Consider the following 16,308-nt stretch of genomic DNA (forward strand, 5'->3'; position numbering starts at 1 on the left):
CAACCTACATGTGGCCCGGATGCAGTCCGGGCTATACGGCGAGCCGGCTTACACCATCTCCTCGCCGCCTTTGCCGCCCAAGACGATTTCGCCGGCCTCGGCCATGCGCCGGGCAATGGTCAGGATTTCCTTCTGCGCGGTCTCGACATCACTGACGCGCACCGGGCCGCGGGCTTCCAAGTCGTCGCGCAGCAGTTCGGCGGCGCGCTTGGACATGTTCTTGAAGACCTTTTCCTTGACCGGATCGTCGGCACCCTTGAGCGCCAGCACCAGCACTTCGGACGATACTTCGCGCAGCAACGCCTGGATGCCGCGGTCGTCGACATCGCCGAGGTTGTCGAAGACGAACATCAGGTCCTCGATCTGGGTCGACAGGTCGGCATCCATCTCGCGGATCGAGTCCATCAGTTGGCCTTCGATCGAGCTGTCGAGGAAGTTCATGATGTCCGCCGCACGCTTGACGCCACCCATGGTCGCCCGCGAGGTGTTGGCATTGCCGGAGAACTGCTTCTCGAGGATCAGGTTGAGTTCCTTGAGCGCCGCCGGCTGCACGGTGTTCAGCGAGGAGACGCGCAGGACGATGTCCAGGCGCACCTTGTGGTCGAAGTGACCAAGGACTTCGCCGGCCTGATCGGGATCGAGGTAGGCGACCACGATGGCCTGGATCTGCGGGTGTTCGTAGCGGATCACGTCGGCCACGGCGCGCGGCTCCATCCACTTCAGGCTGTCCAGGCCGCTGGTGCTGCCGCCGAGCAGGATCCGATCGATCAGGCCACCGGCTTTATCCTCGCCGAGCGCCTGGGTCAGCATGCGCCGGATGTAGCTGTCGGCGCCGACGCCCAGACTGGTCTGATCGCCGACAATTTCGACGAACTCGCCCATTACCTGCTCGACCTGATCGCGCTGCACGTTGCGCATATGAGCCATGGCCATACCGACCTTCTGCACTTCCTTCGGCCCGAGGTGGCGCAGCACCTGGGCGGCATCGGTCTCGCCGAGCGAAAGCAGCAAAATCGCGGCCTTCTCGACCTTGTTCAGCTTGGTGGCGACGCGAGCTTCATTCATCGGCGTTGATCCAGTCTTTGACTACTTGAGCCACGCGACCCGGGTCCTCGGCTACCAGACCCTTGATCGCATTCAATTGCGCATCGAAACCTTCAGTCGGGCTCGGCAACATGATGCGTTGCGGGCCGCCGAGGCTGACCCGGTCAGCCGACAGTTCGCCGTCCAGACCGCCCATTTCACCCAGCGCCATATCCCCGCCACCGGCCAAGGCGAGCTCCTTGCCCTTGCTGTGGCCAGTGATGTTGTTGAGTACCGGACGCAGCACACCGAACACCAGAACCAGGATGAACAGCACACCAAGCACTTGCTTGACCACATCCCAGAACCACGGTTGGGTGTAGAACGGGATATCGATGACTTCATCGTTCTGGCTGGCGGTGAACGGCGTATTGATGACGCTGACGCTGTCGCCGCGGCTGGCATCGAAGCCGACCGCGTCCTGCACCAGACGCGTGAAGCGGGCGATATCGGCGGTGCTCCACGGCACGCGAGTGGTTTCACCGGATTGCGCGTCGACCTTGATCTGATCATCGACCACTACCGCGACAGAAATCCGCCGCACGCGGCCCTGTTGCTGCTTGGTGTGGCTGATCGAACGGTCCAGCTCGAAGTTGCGGGTCGACTGTTCGCGTTTGTCAGCCGGATACGGCGCCAGTTTCGGCAAGCCGGTAGCCGGGTCGATGATCTGTTGGCCGTTGGCATCGAGCAGCGGCTGGCCGGCGGCAACCGGCCCGGAGGCAGCGGGCGCGGCCGGCGCATTGGCTTGCTGCGGCGCGCTGCCGGGGGCCGGCGGCTGATTGGACAGCGCGCCCGGCACGCCTTGGGGCGGCAGGCTGCTCTGGCGTTCTTCGTTGACTTTCTGCTCGCTGCGCAGCGCCGGCTGATCGGGGTTGAACATTTCCGCGGTCGATTCCACCGCACTGAAATCGACGTCGGCGGACACTTCGGCTTTGAAGCGATCGCCACCCAGTACCGGACGCAATATGTTGTCGACCCGCTGGGTCAGACTGCCTTCCATACGCCGGGTGAAGTCGAATTGCTTGCCGGCCATGCTCAGCTCGGATAGCTCCTGCTGGTCGGACAGCAGGTTGCCCTTCTGGTCGACGACGGTGACTTGCGACTTGTTCAGTTCCGGCACGCTGGTGGAGATCAGGTTGATGATCGCCATCACCTGGCTCGGCTCCAGCGAACGCCCTGGATACAACTCGACCAGCACCGAGGCGCTGGGTTTGCGTTCGTCACGAACGAACACCGAGCTTTTCGGAATCGCCAGGTGCACGCGGGCACCCTTGACGTTGTTGAGGCTCGACACGGTACGCGCCAGCTCGCCTTCCAGGCCGCGACGGTAACGGGTGGCCTCCATGAACTGGCTGGTGCCCAGGCCTTGCTCTTTATCGAGAATTTCAAAACCGATATTGGCGTCCTGCGGGGCGATGCCGGCGCTGGCCAGCTTCATGCGGGCACGGGCCAAGTCGTCGGCCTTGACCAGCAAGGCGCCAGAGTTCGGTTCGATGGTGTACTTGATGTCGGCGTTGGCCAGGGTTTCAGTGACCTGGTTGGCGTCCATCCCGGCCAGGTTGGCGAACAGCGGACGGTAATCTGGCTGTTGCGACCACAGCACCACGGCAAAGCCGATGGCGACGCTGGCGGCCAGGCCGACCAGCAGACCGATTTGCCGCAGCATGCTCATGTCGGAGAGGTTTTCCAGGAACGACAAACCGAACAGCGGCTTCTTTGGCTCCTGGGCGTCCGCCTTGGCGGGGACGTTACTGATCACTGCGTCAGCCATGGGTTACTCGCGCCTCACACTGGCATTTGCATGATGTCTTGGTAGGCCTGGACCAGCTTGTTGCGTACCTGAGTCATGGCCTGGAACGACACGCTGGCTTTCTGCGAGGCGATCATCACGTCGGTCAGATCAACCCCGCTCTTGCCGATCTCGAAGGCTTCGGCCATCTGGTTGGACGTCTGCTGGGTCTCGTTGACCTTGTTCACCGCCTGACCAAGCATGTCGGAAAAGCTCGGCGCGCCCGGCTCGGGAGTGGCGACCACCGGCTTGCTGCGCGCCATTGCCTCCATTTGCATGGAGCGCATTTCCAACATCAGACGATTGAATTCGACACCCTGGCTCATAACTTCCTCCACCGGCCGCGGTTTTTTTGACACCGCATGGCGCTATGCCGGGGTTATTGCAACAAGGGTGCCAAACATCCGAGGCTTTGTAGGGCTCCCTACGCGACCGTAGGAGCGAATTCATTCGCGATGGCTTTACCGGCTTTCGCGAATAAATTCGCGCCTACACGGACATCTGCTTCGTAGCGCGGGTGCAACCCGCATGGGACTGGTCTGACGAGCTGCCTCGCTACGCTCGATCCATCCTACGAGGCGAACAGATAAGCCTCGACATCCATACCGGCGTCGCGCATCTGGGCCAGCTTGTAGCGCAGGGTGCGCGGGCTGATGCCTAGACGCTCGGCAGCTTCCTTACGCCGGCCGCGCTCGGAACGCAGGGTGTCGATGATCATCTGGTACTCGTGACGGCGCATGTCTTCGCCCAGCACGCCAGCGGCCTCGGCGGGCGGCGTTTCCACCAGCCGCACCGGGCTGGCTGGCGCTGACATGGACATCGACATGACCTGCGGGGTCGGCAACGGCGCGAAGCCGATCGGCGTGGTCAGGCACAAATCCTGTGGCTGGATCAGGCCACCCTGCTGAAGAATCAGCGCGCGCTGAATCGCGTTGTCCAGTTCGCGCACATTGCCCGGCCAGACATGTCCGACCAGACAGCGCTGGGCATCCGCCGACAGACGCACGCCGGCCTGATTCATTTTTTTGGCGTGCTTGGCTAGTAGCCGTTCGGCCAGTGGCAGAATGTCAGCGGTACGCTCGCGCAGCGGGCGCCAAGCCAGCGGGAATACCGAAAGTCGGTAGTACAAATCCTCACGGAAGCGCCCCGCCGCTACTTCGCTGGCCAGGTCGCGGTTGCTGGTGGCCAGCACGCGGATATCCAGGGTGATCGGCTTACGCGCGCCGACCCGCTCCACTTCACGCTCTTGCAGCACGCGCAGCAGCTTGGCCTGCAAGCCCAGCGGCATTTCGGAAATTTCGTCGAGCAGAATGGTCCCGCCGTCAGCCAACTCGAATTTGCCCGGCTGGGTGGAGATGGCACCAGTAAACGCGCCCTTCTCGTGGCCGAACAAGGTGGCCTCGAGCATGTTGTCGGGAATCGCCGCACAGTTGATGGCGATGAAGGGCTTGGCTACGCGCGGCGACTGCTGGTGGATATAGCGCGCCAGGACTTCCTTGCCGGTCCCGGATTCACCGGTGATGAGCACCGTGGAATCACTCTGCGCCACGCGCGTGGCCAACTCGAGCAGTTGTCGGCTGGCCGGCTCCGTTGCAACCGGGCCTTCGCCCTCACTGCGACCTACGTGACCCAGGGCATGGCGCGCGACCAGTTCCAGCAGCGCCTGCGGCTCGAAGGGTTTGACCAGATAGTCCGCCGCACCCTGGCGAATCGCATCCACCGCCCGCTCGACCGCACCGAAGGCGGTCATCAACAAGACCGGCAACTGCGGATACTGCGCACGAATGCGCCCGAGCAATTGATGGCCGTCCATGCCCGGCATATTGACGTCGCTGACCACCAGGCTGAACGTGTCACGGCCCAGGGCTTCAAGCGCCGCCTCGGCACAGTCGACCGCCAGATAGGCGTGCCCGCCGATCAGCAGGGTGTCGGCCAGGGCCTCGCGCAGCGCGCGGTCGTCTTCGACCAGCAGGACTTTGGCAGTCATCAGCATTGCTCCAGAATCGGTTGTGCCGCAGGAATCAGCGGCAGCAGAAGAATTGCGCAGGTTCCGCGCCCAGGCCGCGAGCTGAACCGCAGCTCGCCCTGGTGCGCACGCGCCACCGCCTTGACCACCGCCAGGCCGAGGCCAGTACCGGTGGTTTTGGTGGTGAAGAAGGGTTCGCCCAGACGCGCCAGAGTCGCGGCATCGATTCCCGGGCCGTTGTCGCTGACGCACAGCCGCAGGCAGTTGCCGCGGTTGGACAGATGAATCTTCAAGCGCGCCTCGCGACCGGCCGCCTGGATCGCGTTGCCGACCAGGTTGAGCACCGCACCGACCAAGGTGTCGCGATTACAGAGCAATTCGCCGGCGTGGCTGTCGCACTGCCAACGCACTTGCATGCCACTGACATGGACCTCGGCGGCCGCGCGCAAGGCGTCGAACAGCGCCTTGGGAGCCAGGCGATCGGGCAACGGTAGATCGCCGCGAGCGAACACCAGCATGTCGCGCACCTGATGCTCCAACTCATGCAGACGTTCTTTGAGGCGACCGGCGAAGCGTTGCTGCTGCTCCACTTCCAGCACTTGATCGGTGAGATGACTGGCATACAGCAAGGCAGCCGACAGCGGTGTACGGATCTGATGCGCCAGCGAGGCGACCATCCGCCCCAGCGAAGAGAGCCGCTCATGGCGAGCCAGCTGGTCCTGCAAGCGACGGGTATCGGTGAGGTCGGTCAGCAGCACCAGTTGCCCCGGCTCACCTGAAAGCGAACGCGTGGCGATCGACAAGCGCCGACCATCTTTCAGGGAAATCTCGTGGCCGTCGTCTTCACGCGGCGCGAAACACCGGGCAATTACCTGACGCCAGAGCATGCCCGCCAGCGGCTGACCGAGCAGATTGCGCGCCACTGGATTGGCTTCGCGCACCACGCCGTGCCCATCGATGACGATGACGCCGCCAGGCAGCAGATCGAGCAGACTTTGCAGACGGTGCGCCAGGCGCTCCTTCTCGGCCAACTCCTGCATTCGTTGCGCACTGACCAAGGCCAGTTGGCCTTTCAACTCGGTCACCCGCGCTTCCAACAGGTTGTAGGAATCGCTGAGCTGGGTGGACATCTGATTGAACATGGCAAACGCCTGTTCAAGACCGGCACGGCCGTCAAACTCCACGGCAGCGGTGCTGTCGACGTCAGGCTGGAGTACTGCTGCGGGTTGGCTCATGCGCATCTCTCTGTCTCGAACCGCCGGTAAAACGGTTAGTCGACTGAGCTATAGCAAACGTCGTGCCTGAATTTATTTACGTTATTTATCAGTAAGTTAGCTAATTAGCGTCAAATATTCGGCTATCCGAGCGCTGGAATGACCCATGCGCTGGAAACACCGAACTGCCTCCTCTCCCATTTATGGGAGAGGGCTGGGGAGAGGGAAAAGTGGTAATGCATCGATGACGTAGCCCGGATGCAATCCGGGAACCGAGGAACCCCGCTCCCGGATTGCATCCGGGCTACGCGAAAGGCGAGCAGACGCCCGCCCGCCGTTCAGTCCTGTTCGATCTCTTCGTCGCGGCGACTCATGCTGTACTTGCGCATCTTCTCCACCAGGGTGGTGCGGCGAATGCGCAAACGTTCGGCGGCACGCGCAACCACGCCGCCCGCGTCGTCCAGGGCTTGCTGAATCAGGCCCTGCTCGAGATTACCGAGGTAATCCTTGAGATCGAGCCCTTCGCTCGGCAGCAGCGCCGGAGCAGAGATTCCGGGCAGACCGGCAACGATCGCTGCGCGTTCTTCGAGCTCGTCGCGCAGGCTCTCGGCCAATTGCTCGTCCTCTTCATCGACATGCCGGAATTTCTTCGGCAGCTCGCTGACGCCGATCACTCCGTACGGATGCATGATCGCCATGCGCTCGACCAGGTTGGCCAGCTCGCGCACGTTGCCCGCCCAATCATGACGGCAGAGCGACATGATGGCCGCGGAGTTGAAGCGGATCGAACCGCGCTTCTCCACTTCCATGCGCGAAATCAGCTCGTTGAGCAGCAGCGGAATGTCTTCCACCCGCTCGCGCAGCGGCGCCATTTCGATGGGGAACACGTTAAGGCGGTAATACAGATCTTCGCGGAAAGTGGCCGCTTCAATCATCTGTTCAAGATTCTTGTGCGTCGCGGCAATGATGCGAACGTCGGCCGATTGCGTCTTGTTGCTGCCGACGCGCTCGAACGTGCGTTCCTGCAGGACCCGCAACAGCTTGACCTGCATTGGCAGGGGCATATCGCCGATCTCGTCGAGGAACAGCGTGCCGCCATTGGCCAGTTCGAAACGCCCTGCCCGGCTGGTGATGGCGCCGGTGAACGCGCCCTTCTCGTGGCCGAACAATTCGCTCTCCAGCAGCTCTGCGGGAATCGCGCCGCAGTTGACCGGCACGAACGGCGCATCGCGGCGCTTGGAGTGATAGTGCAAGTTGCGCGCGACGACTTCTTTGCCGGTGCCCGACTCGCCGAGGATCAACACGCTGGCTTCGGTGTCGGCGACTTGCTGCATCATTTGACGCACCTGACCGATGGCCCGACTGGTACCGACCAGGCTGCGGAACAGGTTGGGTTCACGCGACCGACCGCGGTCGCGGGCTTGATCGTAGATCGCGCGATAAACCTGGGCGCGGTGCAAAGAGTCGAGGAGTTTGTTGTAGCTCGGCGGCGATTCGAGACTGGCCAGCACGCGGCGGCGCAGCTCTTCGGGCCACTCAGGCGATACCGAGTCGCCCAACAACAGCAAGGGCACCAACTCATCCCAGCCGTTCAGTTGCTTGAGCAACTCCAGCGCGCCGCCCTTAGCCGTTACATCGCCAAGCAGCACGCAGAGAACGTCACGGCTACTGGAAAGCGGAGCGACCGCATCGCGCCAATTGGCGCTAGCGGTAGCAAGATGTTCTTCACCGAGGAAATTGAGGATGACCGCCATATCCCGCCGGCGCTCACTGTTGTCATCAATCAATAGAATCTTGGTTTCACGCCACATTTGTTATTCGATCTTTCCAGTGGGCCCGAGAAATGAAGCGGCATCGGAGAAAAACTAAGAAATGCCGGCACTTGGCCAGTAGTAAAGTCAAAAACTCGACGATAGTCAATTTAATGGCGTGATTTTTTTGATTCCTCCGACGAGTTGCTGCCCACATCTGGAGGAAAAAAGCGGGAGAAATGCAGATTAGCCGAACAGCTGATAAACCTTTGCGCCTTTATTGCCGCGATTAACCGCTACAAGCTCGTTGCCTATTTCGTCGCGACGCTGCTGGCAACGTTCGATCATCGAAGCGTACAACGCCAGCAGATTTTCGAAAGCCCCGCGCAAACGCTGTTGGTCTACATCACCGGCCTGCATAGCCTCGGTCACATGTTGTCGGCAGAGCACATCCAGCTCGGCAACGCGCCCCCAGTCCTCGGCATCGACTGCTGAGAGCAACGCACACTGAGTGTCTTCCAGTTGCTGCATTGGGCTGATCATAACGACTCCGACTTAAGGGGCGATGGCGTCCCAAGACGACTTGATTTCACGCAACAGGCCGGACACCTCATCCAGGCGACCGACATCGTTCTGCCGGTTGGCTTCCAGCAGACGGCGGATCATATAGTCATACAGGCTATCGAGATTCTGTGAAAGCTCCCCACCAACCTCATGATCCAGCGGCTCACGCAATCCGCCGACGATGGAAATCGCCTTGCCAATCAACTCGCCTTTTTCAGCAAACAGATTGCGCTCGATGGCGCCGCGAGCCTGAGCGATCCGCTCCAAGGCACCCTGCATCAACATCTGGATCAGACGGTGCGGGCTGGCCTCGAACACTTCGCTTTGGACACTCACTCGTTGGTACTGCTTCATGGCCAGCATCGCGTTCATGACAGGACTCCTCGTTAATCGCTACTGATACTTGTATCGGCAACGAGGCGCGTAACTTTATCGAAAAATTCTCCAAGAATGCTCTGAAATGGACTTATCACTCCTTGGAAGTGACGAACCCCGGCATATTCTCGAAAAGCGAAGTCAGACTATTACTGGTGTTTGTCAGCTGCGCTACCAAAGAGTCCATGGCATTGAACTGCTTGTAGAGACGCTCGCTAAGAGCATTCATTCGGGTCGTGAGATCTTCGTTCTGCTTGTCGACCTTATCGAGAGTTGCCTGAAGCATATCTGTCCGCTGCTCAAGAATGCCGTCGGTTTCGGTATATGCCTTGAGCTTGTTACCCAACCGCGCTGCTAATCCGCTGTCGCCGGTGAAGTACTTTGCAACACCCTCATAATCATTGCTAATGGCCTTACCAAGTTTGTCCGAGTCAACTTTTAGGGTCCCATCCTGCTGAGTGGTAATTCCTAAATTGGTAAGAACCTTGACCGTACCGTCTTGTGCCGCAACGAGCTCGTTGCGGACCACATTCACGAGCGCGCGGACCGAGCTGTCACCGACTAGTGCGCCCACCACCGGAGCATCGTTGTCGGTAACCGTAGTGACCTTGGTCTGTGTATTGATGAAGCCCATCATCGTGTTATAGGCATCAACAAAGCTCTGTACCTTGGATTTAACGCCCGCTTCGTCCCTGGCAACAGTCAGATTGCTGGTGCCAGTGGTCAGCAGGTTGAAGCTGACTCCCTCAATAGCACCGTCAATTGAATTACTGTCTCGCGTGATTGAAAGACCATCGATAGTCAACTGAGCACTTTTCGCCTCAGCGATCACCTTGCCGGAACTGCCGGAGCCGCTTGCAGTATTGAAAGCTTGCAGCGCCGCTTGATAGTCGGCGTCGCCTTCTCCGCCTGCATAGTCCGTGGCAACCGGAGCACCAGCACTGCCGTTGAACGTCAACAGACTTAGGGAGCTGTCGCCATCCGTACCGACATTAGTGGCCTTGACGGTAATGTCGTTACCATCCCCTGCCTTGTTGCTGGTCAGCGTCAACCGCGCACCCTTATCGTCGGTGACGATACTGGCAGTGACGCCCGCCCCTGACTTGTTGATGGCATCGCGGATGCCGGCAAGCGTGTTATTGCCGGAGCCGACGTCAATCTTGAGTGCGGTGGTGGAGCCCACCTTGATTTCAAGGGTCCCGCTGGAAAGCGTCTTGGTGCTGTCTGCAGGAACAGCAGCAAGAGCCACCTTACTGCTGACGGCCAGTTGGCTGACGGATACCTGATAGGTTCCCGCCGCGGCACTCTGGCTCGCGGAAGGCGTAAGAACCTTGGCATCGGAGGCCGTAACACTGCGCGCTAAAAAGCTGGACGAGCTGTTCAATGCCGCCAGTGCCGTCTGAAAGGTGCTGATGGCCCCTTTCAACTGACCCAGGCTGGTCAACTGCGTAGTCGCTTTCTTTTCGACCGTGTTGAGTTGGTTCTGCTTCGGCGTCTTTTCGGCAGTGACCATGGCGCTGACGATACTGTCGATATCCATGCCGGAACCGATACCGGTAATGCCTGCCATTTCTCACCTCCGTCAATAAAACGTCTGAACCAATTGCCTTAAAACTAGAGAAACAAGAAACGTGCCACTACGCACGAGTCTCGAACATCAGACTGCGCAGCTCTTCCAATTGCTCCGACAGGCGCAGTGCCTCTTCGGATGGAATCTGCCGCACCAGCTTTCCGGAATCGCGATCGACCACCTTGATGACTACATCGCCAGTGGTGTCATCGACGCTGAAATCCAGGTTGCGCTGCACGCTCTGGACGAACGAGGACATGTTCGCCACGGCCGTATCGATATCGCCCTGCGAGCCAGGATTACCGCTGCCTTGCTCCGTAACCAATGCTGCCGACAGATCGGTTTTCTGCCTGGAAGAAACGCCCGTACGTGGCGCGTCGAGTCCGGCGGAGACCGCTGACAGGTTGGAAGACAGTTTCGAAATGTCCATAATTTTTGACCTCCCAAGAGGAAAAGGAGGAAGGGTTGCCCCTTCCTCCTTGTGCTTGCCTCAACCCAATCCGATTACTGCAGGAGGGAGAGGACAGCCTGCGGCAGTTGCTTGGCCTGGGCCAGGATTGCGGTGCCGGCTTGCTGCAGTACCTGCTGCTTCGACAGGTTGGCGGTTTCCGCCGCGTAGTCGGTGTCCTTGATACGGCTGCGGGCAGCCGAGGCGTTTTCCGAGATGTTCTGCAGGTTGGCGATGGTGTTGTCGAAGCGGTTTTGCACAGCACCGAGGCTGGAGCGCTGGTCGTCGATCTGAGCCATGGCCGCATCGATCACCGCGATCGCATCCTGAGCGCCAGAGGCAGTGGTGATATCCACCTTGGCAACGGTGCTCAGGCTGGAGTTCGCAGCAGCGCTACCCAGGAACTCTGCGGTACCGCCGTTAACAGCGAAGGACTTGGTGGAGCTCATCGTGACGAAACCGCTGATGGTGGTCGAGTCGTTTGCTGCTGCACCTTCATCCAAATTCACAGCTGCAGCATATGTTCCATCCGACTTCAGCGCTTGAGCCTTCACGATGGTGGTGGCATCAACGTTGGCACCCGCAGCGCCCGACCCGTCCGCGACAATGAAATCCTGAAGCTTGATATCGAGACCAGCCTTACTCTCCAGCACCAGCTTGCCATCCTTCATCGCGGAGGCAGACGCAGTGATTCCAGTGTCCGCAGACTTGGCATTGATCGCGTCGACCAGGCTGGACAGATCGTTCTTGTCGGTGATGTTGGCGCTGATATCGACCGCAGTCGAATTCGAGCCGGTGAGCTTGAAGGAAACCACGCCAGTCTGAGCCAGACCGCTCAACTGGACACCGGTTTTGGCCTGGGCCTTGACACCCGTGCTCGCCGTTTCGGCATTGATCTTATCCGCGACGACTTTCGCGGAATCATCAGCAGCAGTGGCCACCGACTTCTGACCATTGAAGCCGGTAATGGTGAGAGTCTGCGCATCCAGGCCGTTAGCCCCAGCGGTAGCTGCAGCTGCAGAAGCAGCACCAGCCGAAATGGAGCCATTGGATTTGATGGTGTGACTGCCCAGCTTGTCTGCCGCAGCGCTGGTCAGGGTAACGTCGATGGTTTCGTTGGCGTTGGCGCCCACCTGGAAGCTGGAGGTACCGAAAGTGCCATCCAGCACCTTGCGGCCACCGAAGGTGGTGGTGTCGGCAATGCGCGACAGCTCGCTCTGCAGTTGGGTGACCTCTTTCTGCAGGGAGGAGCGGTCTTCGGCGCTGTTGGAGCCGTTGGCCGATTGCAGCGACAGGTCACGCATGCGTTGCAGCAGGTTAGTGGACTGTTGCAGCGCACCTTCAGCGGTTTGCGACAGGGAGATGCCGTCGTTGGCGTTACGGACCGCGACATTCAGACCGCTGATCTGGCTGGTCAGACGGTTGGAGATCTGCAGACCGGCAGCATCGTCCTTGGCGCTGTTGATGCGCGAACCGGTGGACAGGCGCTCCATCGCAGTGGAAAGGGCATTGGAAGTGCCGCTCAGATTGCGCTGGGTGTTCAGGGACGCAATGTTTGTATTGACGGTCAAAGCCATGATGGTGTCCTCCGAGGACTAAGTATTTGCCTGAGCTTGCGAGCTTGGGTGGGCAATGCCCAGGCACCCTTAAAGTTCGCATTCGTGATTTGTATCGGCGCTTGCGGGGGGAGCTTTAAGTTTTTTTTGGATTTCTCCTGTTATATTTTTTCTTGTTTTAAAACAGTAAGTTGCGAATATAAATTGGCAAAAATCCATGATTGATCGAGTTTTTCGGCGCGGCTTTGTTTCTGTGGGAGCGGATTTATCCGCGAACCTGGGCAATACCGTGTCATTGCCATCGCGAATAAATTCGCTCCTACATCGACGTAACCCACCAAGCCCCGCACCAGGCTTGATCGTTCCCACGCTCCGCGGGGAACGCCGCCCCAGACGCTCCTGCGTCTAGGTCTCGGGACGCGGAGCGTCCCCCGACTGGGTTCCCACGCAGGAGCGTGGGAACCATCAAGATCCATGGTTTGGTTTTGGGCATGGTGAGAGGCGCGATGGAAAGCGTGGTGGGTTACGCCGCTGCGCGGCTAACCCACCCTTGGGCTCAGCCCAGATAGTTGAACAGGTTCAAGCCGCTGATTTTCACGTAACTCTGCTGCGCCGCCTGCAAGATGATCTGCTGGAACGACAGGCGCGACAGCGCTTCGGCGTAGTCCAGCTCACGCAGATCGGCCTGCACGCCTTTGTTGACCAGGGTGACGTCTTCGTTGTCGGCCATGGTCGAGTCCACCACGTTCAAGCGTGCGCCGATCTGGCCACGAGTGAGGTCAACGGTGGTCATGCCGTTGTCGATATTGGTCAGCCCCAGGGCGATGGCGTCGCGCACGTCACGGTTGCCCTGCGGGGAGTCAACGCCATCTTCCAGCGCCTTGCGCAGCGTGGCGATGGTATTGAGGATGCCGACCTTGGTGGCCGGCGCGGTGCTTGGGTCCGAGTCCGGCGGCAAGACGGTGAAGGTCGAACCGGCCGGTGGTACTCCATTCACGTAGAAGGCCGTGCCGTTGTAATGCAGCAGATTGTCCTTGTCCTGGATCAGTTGGCCGGTGACCGCACTAGTCGCATCCAACACCGCCGGAGTCGGTGGCGTCGTGATGGGATCGGCTGGCGTGGTGATTTTGCTAATCGTGTAGCGGCTCGGATCGGCCGCGTCGATATCGATTTGCACACCGTACTGCGGGAAACTGGCGAACGACACTTCGTCGTCGACCAGCGCCCCGCTGATGGTGCCCGCCGGCGTACCGGTGACGGTCAGGCGAGCGGCGTTGGTGGCGCTCTCGAATACCGCGCGGCCACTGTCGCTGATCGGCAGCTGCAACGAGCTAGCAACCTGCAGTTTCCGCTGCCCGTCGTCGCCCTGATACACGTAGCTGCCGTCGGCACTGCGCAAGAACGGCTGGGTCTTGCCCTGGAAACCGGAGAACAGGTATTCGCCGCGCGCGTTGCGGGTGTTCATCAGGCCGAGCAGCTCGTCTTCGCGCTCACCCAGCTCGGCGGCGATGGATTGCCGGTCGTGTTGGCTCAAAGCACCGTTACCCGCCTGGACGGTCAGTTCTCGCACGCGCTGCAACACGGTGTTCACCGAGTTGAGGGTAGACTCTTCCTGGTTCAGGCTGTTCTGCGCCGCGGTGAGGTTGGAGTTGTACTGAGCCAAGACGTTTTGCTGCTGTTCCAGCTGCAACAGGCGCACCGAAGCCACCGGATCGTCAGCCGGGGTGAGGATGCGATTACCGGTGCTGATCTGTTCCTGGGTGCGGGTCGCGTTGGCATAGTTGCGCTGCAGACCCGATACGCCATTGTTGAACGCCTGGATGGTCGATATACGCATGGCGAAGCCCTTTCTCCTAGGGGTGGATGCCGCTTTTCGCATCCACCGTTAACTGCGTGTTTTGGTGGAAAACGCTGCGCGGTTTTCCACCCTACGGTTCATCTCAGCGGAACGTGTTGATCAAGGTATCGAACAGACTGCGGGCAACTTGAATGATCTGCGCCGAGGCGTTGTAGTACTGCTCGAACTTGATCAGGTTGGCCGCCTCTTCATCGAGGTTGACGCCCGACAGCGAGTCGCGGTTGTCCGTGGCTTGCTTGAGGATCGCCGTGGTCGCTTCGCTGTCCTGGTTGGCCTGCGCCGCCAACGTGCCAACGCGCTCGACCAGATCGCCGTAGCCATCGGAGAACGTCACTCCGGTGGTGCCCGGCGAGTTTGGATCGACGCCAATGGTCGCCTTGGATTGCAGGTCCGCCAGCTTCAACGCGTTGCGGTTATCGGAGACGCCCTTGTCGTTCAGCGCCAGGCTGAAGGTGTCGCCATTCTCCGGGCGCCCGCTCAGGCTCAGACGCACGGTACTGCCGTCGGCTAACTGCAATTCGTAACTGTTGAGCTGACCACTCTGGAAAGTGGTCGGCGTGGCCGGCGTGCCATCGTTGGGGTTGATCCGCGTCAGCGTGGCACCAACCGGCAGGGTGAAGTTCTGGGTGGTCGCGTCATAGACCAGGCTGACCGGCAGCGCGCCGCTGAGACTGGCCAGATTCAGCCCACCCTGCAGGTCGGGCTGACTGATCGCGCCCGTGCCACGATTGCTGCCGGTGATAGTGCCGTTGGCATCCAGCGAACCGCTCACCGCACGCACTGGCGCAGCGAAAGCCAGTTGATCAGGCTGATCGAGCGTCTCGGCAATGGTCCCGGCAGCGCGCCGGGTCGGCTGCAGCAGGTATTTGTCGCCACTGTTCGAGGCGCCGTTTAGCACCACCTCGAAACCCTGATCGGTTCCGCTGCTGTCGCTCAGGCGCAACGGGTCACCCGGCGCGCCGGTGCCGCTCACGGTCATCATCGCGTTGTCGCTGAGGCGCCGGGCGGTGTACTGGGTACCGTCGAACTCCAAGCGGTAGTCGCTGGTGGTCAGTTTGCTGGTATCGCCGATGTTCAACTGCGGCACCGCGGAGCCGGTGTTGCCGGTAAAGCTCAACACCCGCAGTTGCGCCAGGCCGGCCTCGTTGTAGTCGCCAAACAGCTTGGCGCCGACTTGCCCCTTGAGGTCCAGGCCGTTCGCCAACTGGCTATTGACCTGATCGGTGACCGCCAGCGCCAGCCGCCCCAGCGAGTTCATCGTGCTGTCGAGCACTTCGCCGCGGTAACGGATGATGCCGCCCAGTTCGCCGCCGCTGATCTGGCTGGTGATGGTCTGCCGTGAGCCGCCGCTGACGAACTGCACCTCGAAGCGCGTCGGGTCGCCCTGCCCCGGCACGACTTCCAGGGTGTTGGCTTTGCTGCCGACCACCAAGGGTTGCCCGGAGCCGATGAAGACGTTCTGCGAGCCGTCGTCCTGGGCGACCACATTGACGCCGATGAAGGTCGACAACTGGCGGATCGCCTCGTCGCGGGCATCGAGCAGATCGTTGGGCGCCTTGCCGTTGGAGCCGGCCACGGCGATGGCCTCGTTCAGGCTGGCAATCGAGGTAGCCAATCGGTTGACCTGATCACCCACCGCACTCATCTGCTTGTTGGTGAAGTTGTTCTGCTCGTTGAGGCGGTCATAAACGGTATTGAAGCGCCGCGCCAGACCTTCGGCCTCGGACAGCACCAGTTGCCGCGCGGGAATGTTCGACGGATCCTCGGCGGCGGTCTGCAGTGCCGAGAAAAACTTCTGCATGGCCGGCGTGATGCCGGTGGTCGAGCCGGCCAGCAGCGAATCGAGCTGGTCGATCTGGCTCTTGTAAGCCGCCACGTCGGCGCCCAGGGCGGTGCTGCTGCGCAACTGGGTGGTGAGGAATTCGCTGTAGCTGCGACGGATTTCCGTCAGCGTGGTGCCCGAGCCGATGTAGCCGACGCCACTGAACTGCGGGGTGCGCGTGGCCTGCGCGGCATCCTGACGGGTGTAGCCGGCGGTGTTGACGTTGGTGATGTTGTGGCCGGTGACACTCAGCTGAGTCTTGCTCGACGACAGCCCGGACAACCCGATATTCAGTAAATCAGCCATGGCAGG

Annotated in this window: 13 protein-coding genes; all 13 read right to left on the reverse strand. The window is 60.6% G+C overall.

Annotated elements, in window-relative coordinates; all coding sequences use genetic code 11:
* Nucleotides 1-48: 48 nt before the first annotated feature.
* The 13 genes from fliG to flgK all read right to left on the reverse strand — a co-directional run bounded on the left by fliG (nt 49) and on the right by flgK (nt 16,302).
* Nucleotides 49-1,065, reverse strand: coding sequence for a flagellar motor switch protein FliG (gene fliG / locus NVV93_RS12205; RefSeq protein WP_258250914.1), 1,017 nt, complete (start codon nt 1,063-1,065; stop codon nt 49-51).
* A complete protein-coding gene (gene fliF, locus NVV93_RS12210) occupies nt 1,058-2,854 on the reverse strand; it encodes a flagellar basal-body MS-ring/collar protein FliF (RefSeq protein ID WP_258250915.1) in 1,797 nt (598 codons plus the stop codon). Before fliF ends, fliG begins: the two co-directional genes overlap by 8 nt.
* Before the next feature lie 14 nt (nt 2,855-2,868).
* Nucleotides 2,869-3,198: a flagellar hook-basal body complex protein FliE gene (gene fliE, locus NVV93_RS12215; RefSeq protein WP_258250916.1), complete on the reverse strand. Its 330-nt coding sequence runs from the start codon at nt 3,196-3,198 to the stop codon at nt 2,869-2,871.
* Between the two features lie 245 nt (nt 3,199-3,443).
* On the reverse strand, nt 3,444-4,859 hold the full coding sequence (fleR, locus tag NVV93_RS12220) for a sigma-54-dependent response regulator transcription factor FleR (RefSeq protein ID WP_258250917.1): 1,416 nt from the start codon (nt 4,857-4,859) through the stop codon (nt 3,444-3,446).
* Nucleotides 4,859-6,073, reverse strand: coding sequence for a PAS domain-containing sensor histidine kinase (locus NVV93_RS12225; protein ID WP_258250918.1), 1,215 nt, complete (start codon nt 6,071-6,073; stop codon nt 4,859-4,861). The genes fleR and NVV93_RS12225 overlap by 1 nt, the downstream gene beginning before the upstream one ends.
* A gap of 317 nt (nt 6,074-6,390) precedes the next feature.
* Nucleotides 6,391-7,863 (reverse strand): sigma-54 dependent transcriptional regulator, encoded by a 1,473-nt coding sequence (locus NVV93_RS12230; RefSeq protein WP_258250919.1) that lies wholly within the window; start codon nt 7,861-7,863, stop codon nt 6,391-6,393.
* Nucleotides 7,864-8,049: 186 nt separating this feature from the next.
* A complete protein-coding gene (locus NVV93_RS12235; protein ID WP_258250920.1) occupies nt 8,050-8,334 on the reverse strand; it encodes a flagellar protein FliT in 285 nt (94 codons plus the stop codon).
* Between the two features lie 24 nt (nt 8,335-8,358).
* Nucleotides 8,359-8,739 (reverse strand): flagellar export chaperone FliS, encoded by a 381-nt coding sequence (gene fliS, locus NVV93_RS12240; protein WP_258250921.1) that lies wholly within the window; start codon nt 8,737-8,739, stop codon nt 8,359-8,361.
* A gap of 97 nt (nt 8,740-8,836) precedes the next feature.
* A complete protein-coding gene (fliD, locus tag NVV93_RS12245) occupies nt 8,837-10,312 on the reverse strand; it encodes a flagellar filament capping protein FliD (RefSeq protein WP_258250922.1) in 1,476 nt (491 codons plus the stop codon).
* A 67-nt stretch (nt 10,313-10,379) separates the two neighbouring features.
* Nucleotides 10,380-10,742 carry a flagellar protein FlaG gene (locus NVV93_RS12250; RefSeq protein WP_258250923.1) on the reverse strand — a complete coding sequence of 121 codons (363 nt, stop codon included), beginning with the start codon at nt 10,740-10,742 and terminating at the stop codon, nt 10,380-10,382.
* A 74-nt stretch (nt 10,743-10,816) separates the two neighbouring features.
* Nucleotides 10,817-12,337: a flagellin gene (locus tag NVV93_RS12255; RefSeq protein ID WP_258250924.1), complete on the reverse strand. Its 1,521-nt coding sequence runs from the start codon at nt 12,335-12,337 to the stop codon at nt 10,817-10,819.
* A gap of 535 nt (nt 12,338-12,872) precedes the next feature.
* The gene (flgL, locus tag NVV93_RS12260) at nt 12,873-14,153 is read right to left on the reverse strand and encodes a flagellar hook-associated protein FlgL (RefSeq protein ID WP_258250925.1); all 1,281 of its coding nucleotides are present in this window, start codon (nt 14,151-14,153) and stop codon (nt 12,873-12,875) included.
* A 103-nt stretch (nt 14,154-14,256) separates the two neighbouring features.
* Nucleotides 14,257-16,302, reverse strand: coding sequence for a flagellar hook-associated protein FlgK (gene flgK / locus NVV93_RS12265; RefSeq protein ID WP_258250926.1), 2,046 nt, complete (start codon nt 16,300-16,302; stop codon nt 14,257-14,259).
* Nucleotides 16,303-16,308 lie beyond the last annotated feature (6 nt).

The sequence above is a fragment of the Pseudomonas sp. LS44 genome, from assembly GCF_024730785.1.
In the GTDB taxonomy this organism is placed as follows: domain Bacteria; phylum Pseudomonadota; class Gammaproteobacteria; order Pseudomonadales; family Pseudomonadaceae; genus Aquipseudomonas.

Bases quoted from the DNA above. Each gene is read 5' to 3' on its own strand.
- NVV93_RS12255 (WP_258250924.1), bottom strand. From the start codon at position 12,337: ATGGCTTTGACCGTCAATACAAACATTGCGTCCCTGAACACCCAGCGC.
- fliE (WP_258250916.1), bottom strand. From the start codon at position 3,198: ATGAGCCAGGGTGTCGAATTCAATCGTCTGATGTTGGAAATGCGCTCC.
- fliD (WP_258250922.1), bottom strand. From the start codon at position 10,312: ATGGCAGGCATTACCGGTATCGGTTCCGGCATGGATATCGACAGTATC.
- fleR (WP_258250917.1), bottom strand. From the start codon at position 4,859: ATGACTGCCAAAGTCCTGCTGGTCGAAGACGACCGCGCGCTGCGCGAG.
- flgL (WP_258250925.1), bottom strand. From the start codon at position 14,153: ATGCGTATATCGACCATCCAGGCGTTCAACAATGGCGTATCGGGTCTG.
- NVV93_RS12230 (WP_258250919.1), bottom strand. From the start codon at position 7,863: ATGTGGCGTGAAACCAAGATTCTATTGATTGATGACAACAGTGAGCGC.
- NVV93_RS12235 (WP_258250920.1), bottom strand. From the start codon at position 8,334: ATGCAGCAACTGGAAGACACTCAGTGTGCGTTGCTCTCAGCAGTCGAT.
- fliF (WP_258250915.1), bottom strand. From the start codon at position 2,854: ATGGCTGACGCAGTGATCAGTAACGTCCCCGCCAAGGCGGACGCCCAG.
- NVV93_RS12250 (WP_258250923.1), bottom strand. From the start codon at position 10,742: ATGGACATTTCGAAACTGTCTTCCAACCTGTCAGCGGTCTCCGCCGGA.
- NVV93_RS12225 (WP_258250918.1), bottom strand. From the start codon at position 6,073: ATGAGCCAACCCGCAGCAGTACTCCAGCCTGACGTCGACAGCACCGCT.
- fliS (WP_258250921.1), bottom strand. From the start codon at position 8,739: ATGAACGCGATGCTGGCCATGAAGCAGTACCAACGAGTGAGTGTCCAA.
- fliG (WP_258250914.1), bottom strand. From the start codon at position 1,065: ATGAATGAAGCTCGCGTCGCCACCAAGCTGAACAAGGTCGAGAAGGCC.
- flgK (WP_258250926.1), bottom strand. From the start codon at position 16,302: ATGGCTGATTTACTGAATATCGGGTTGTCCGGGCTGTCGTCGAGCAAG.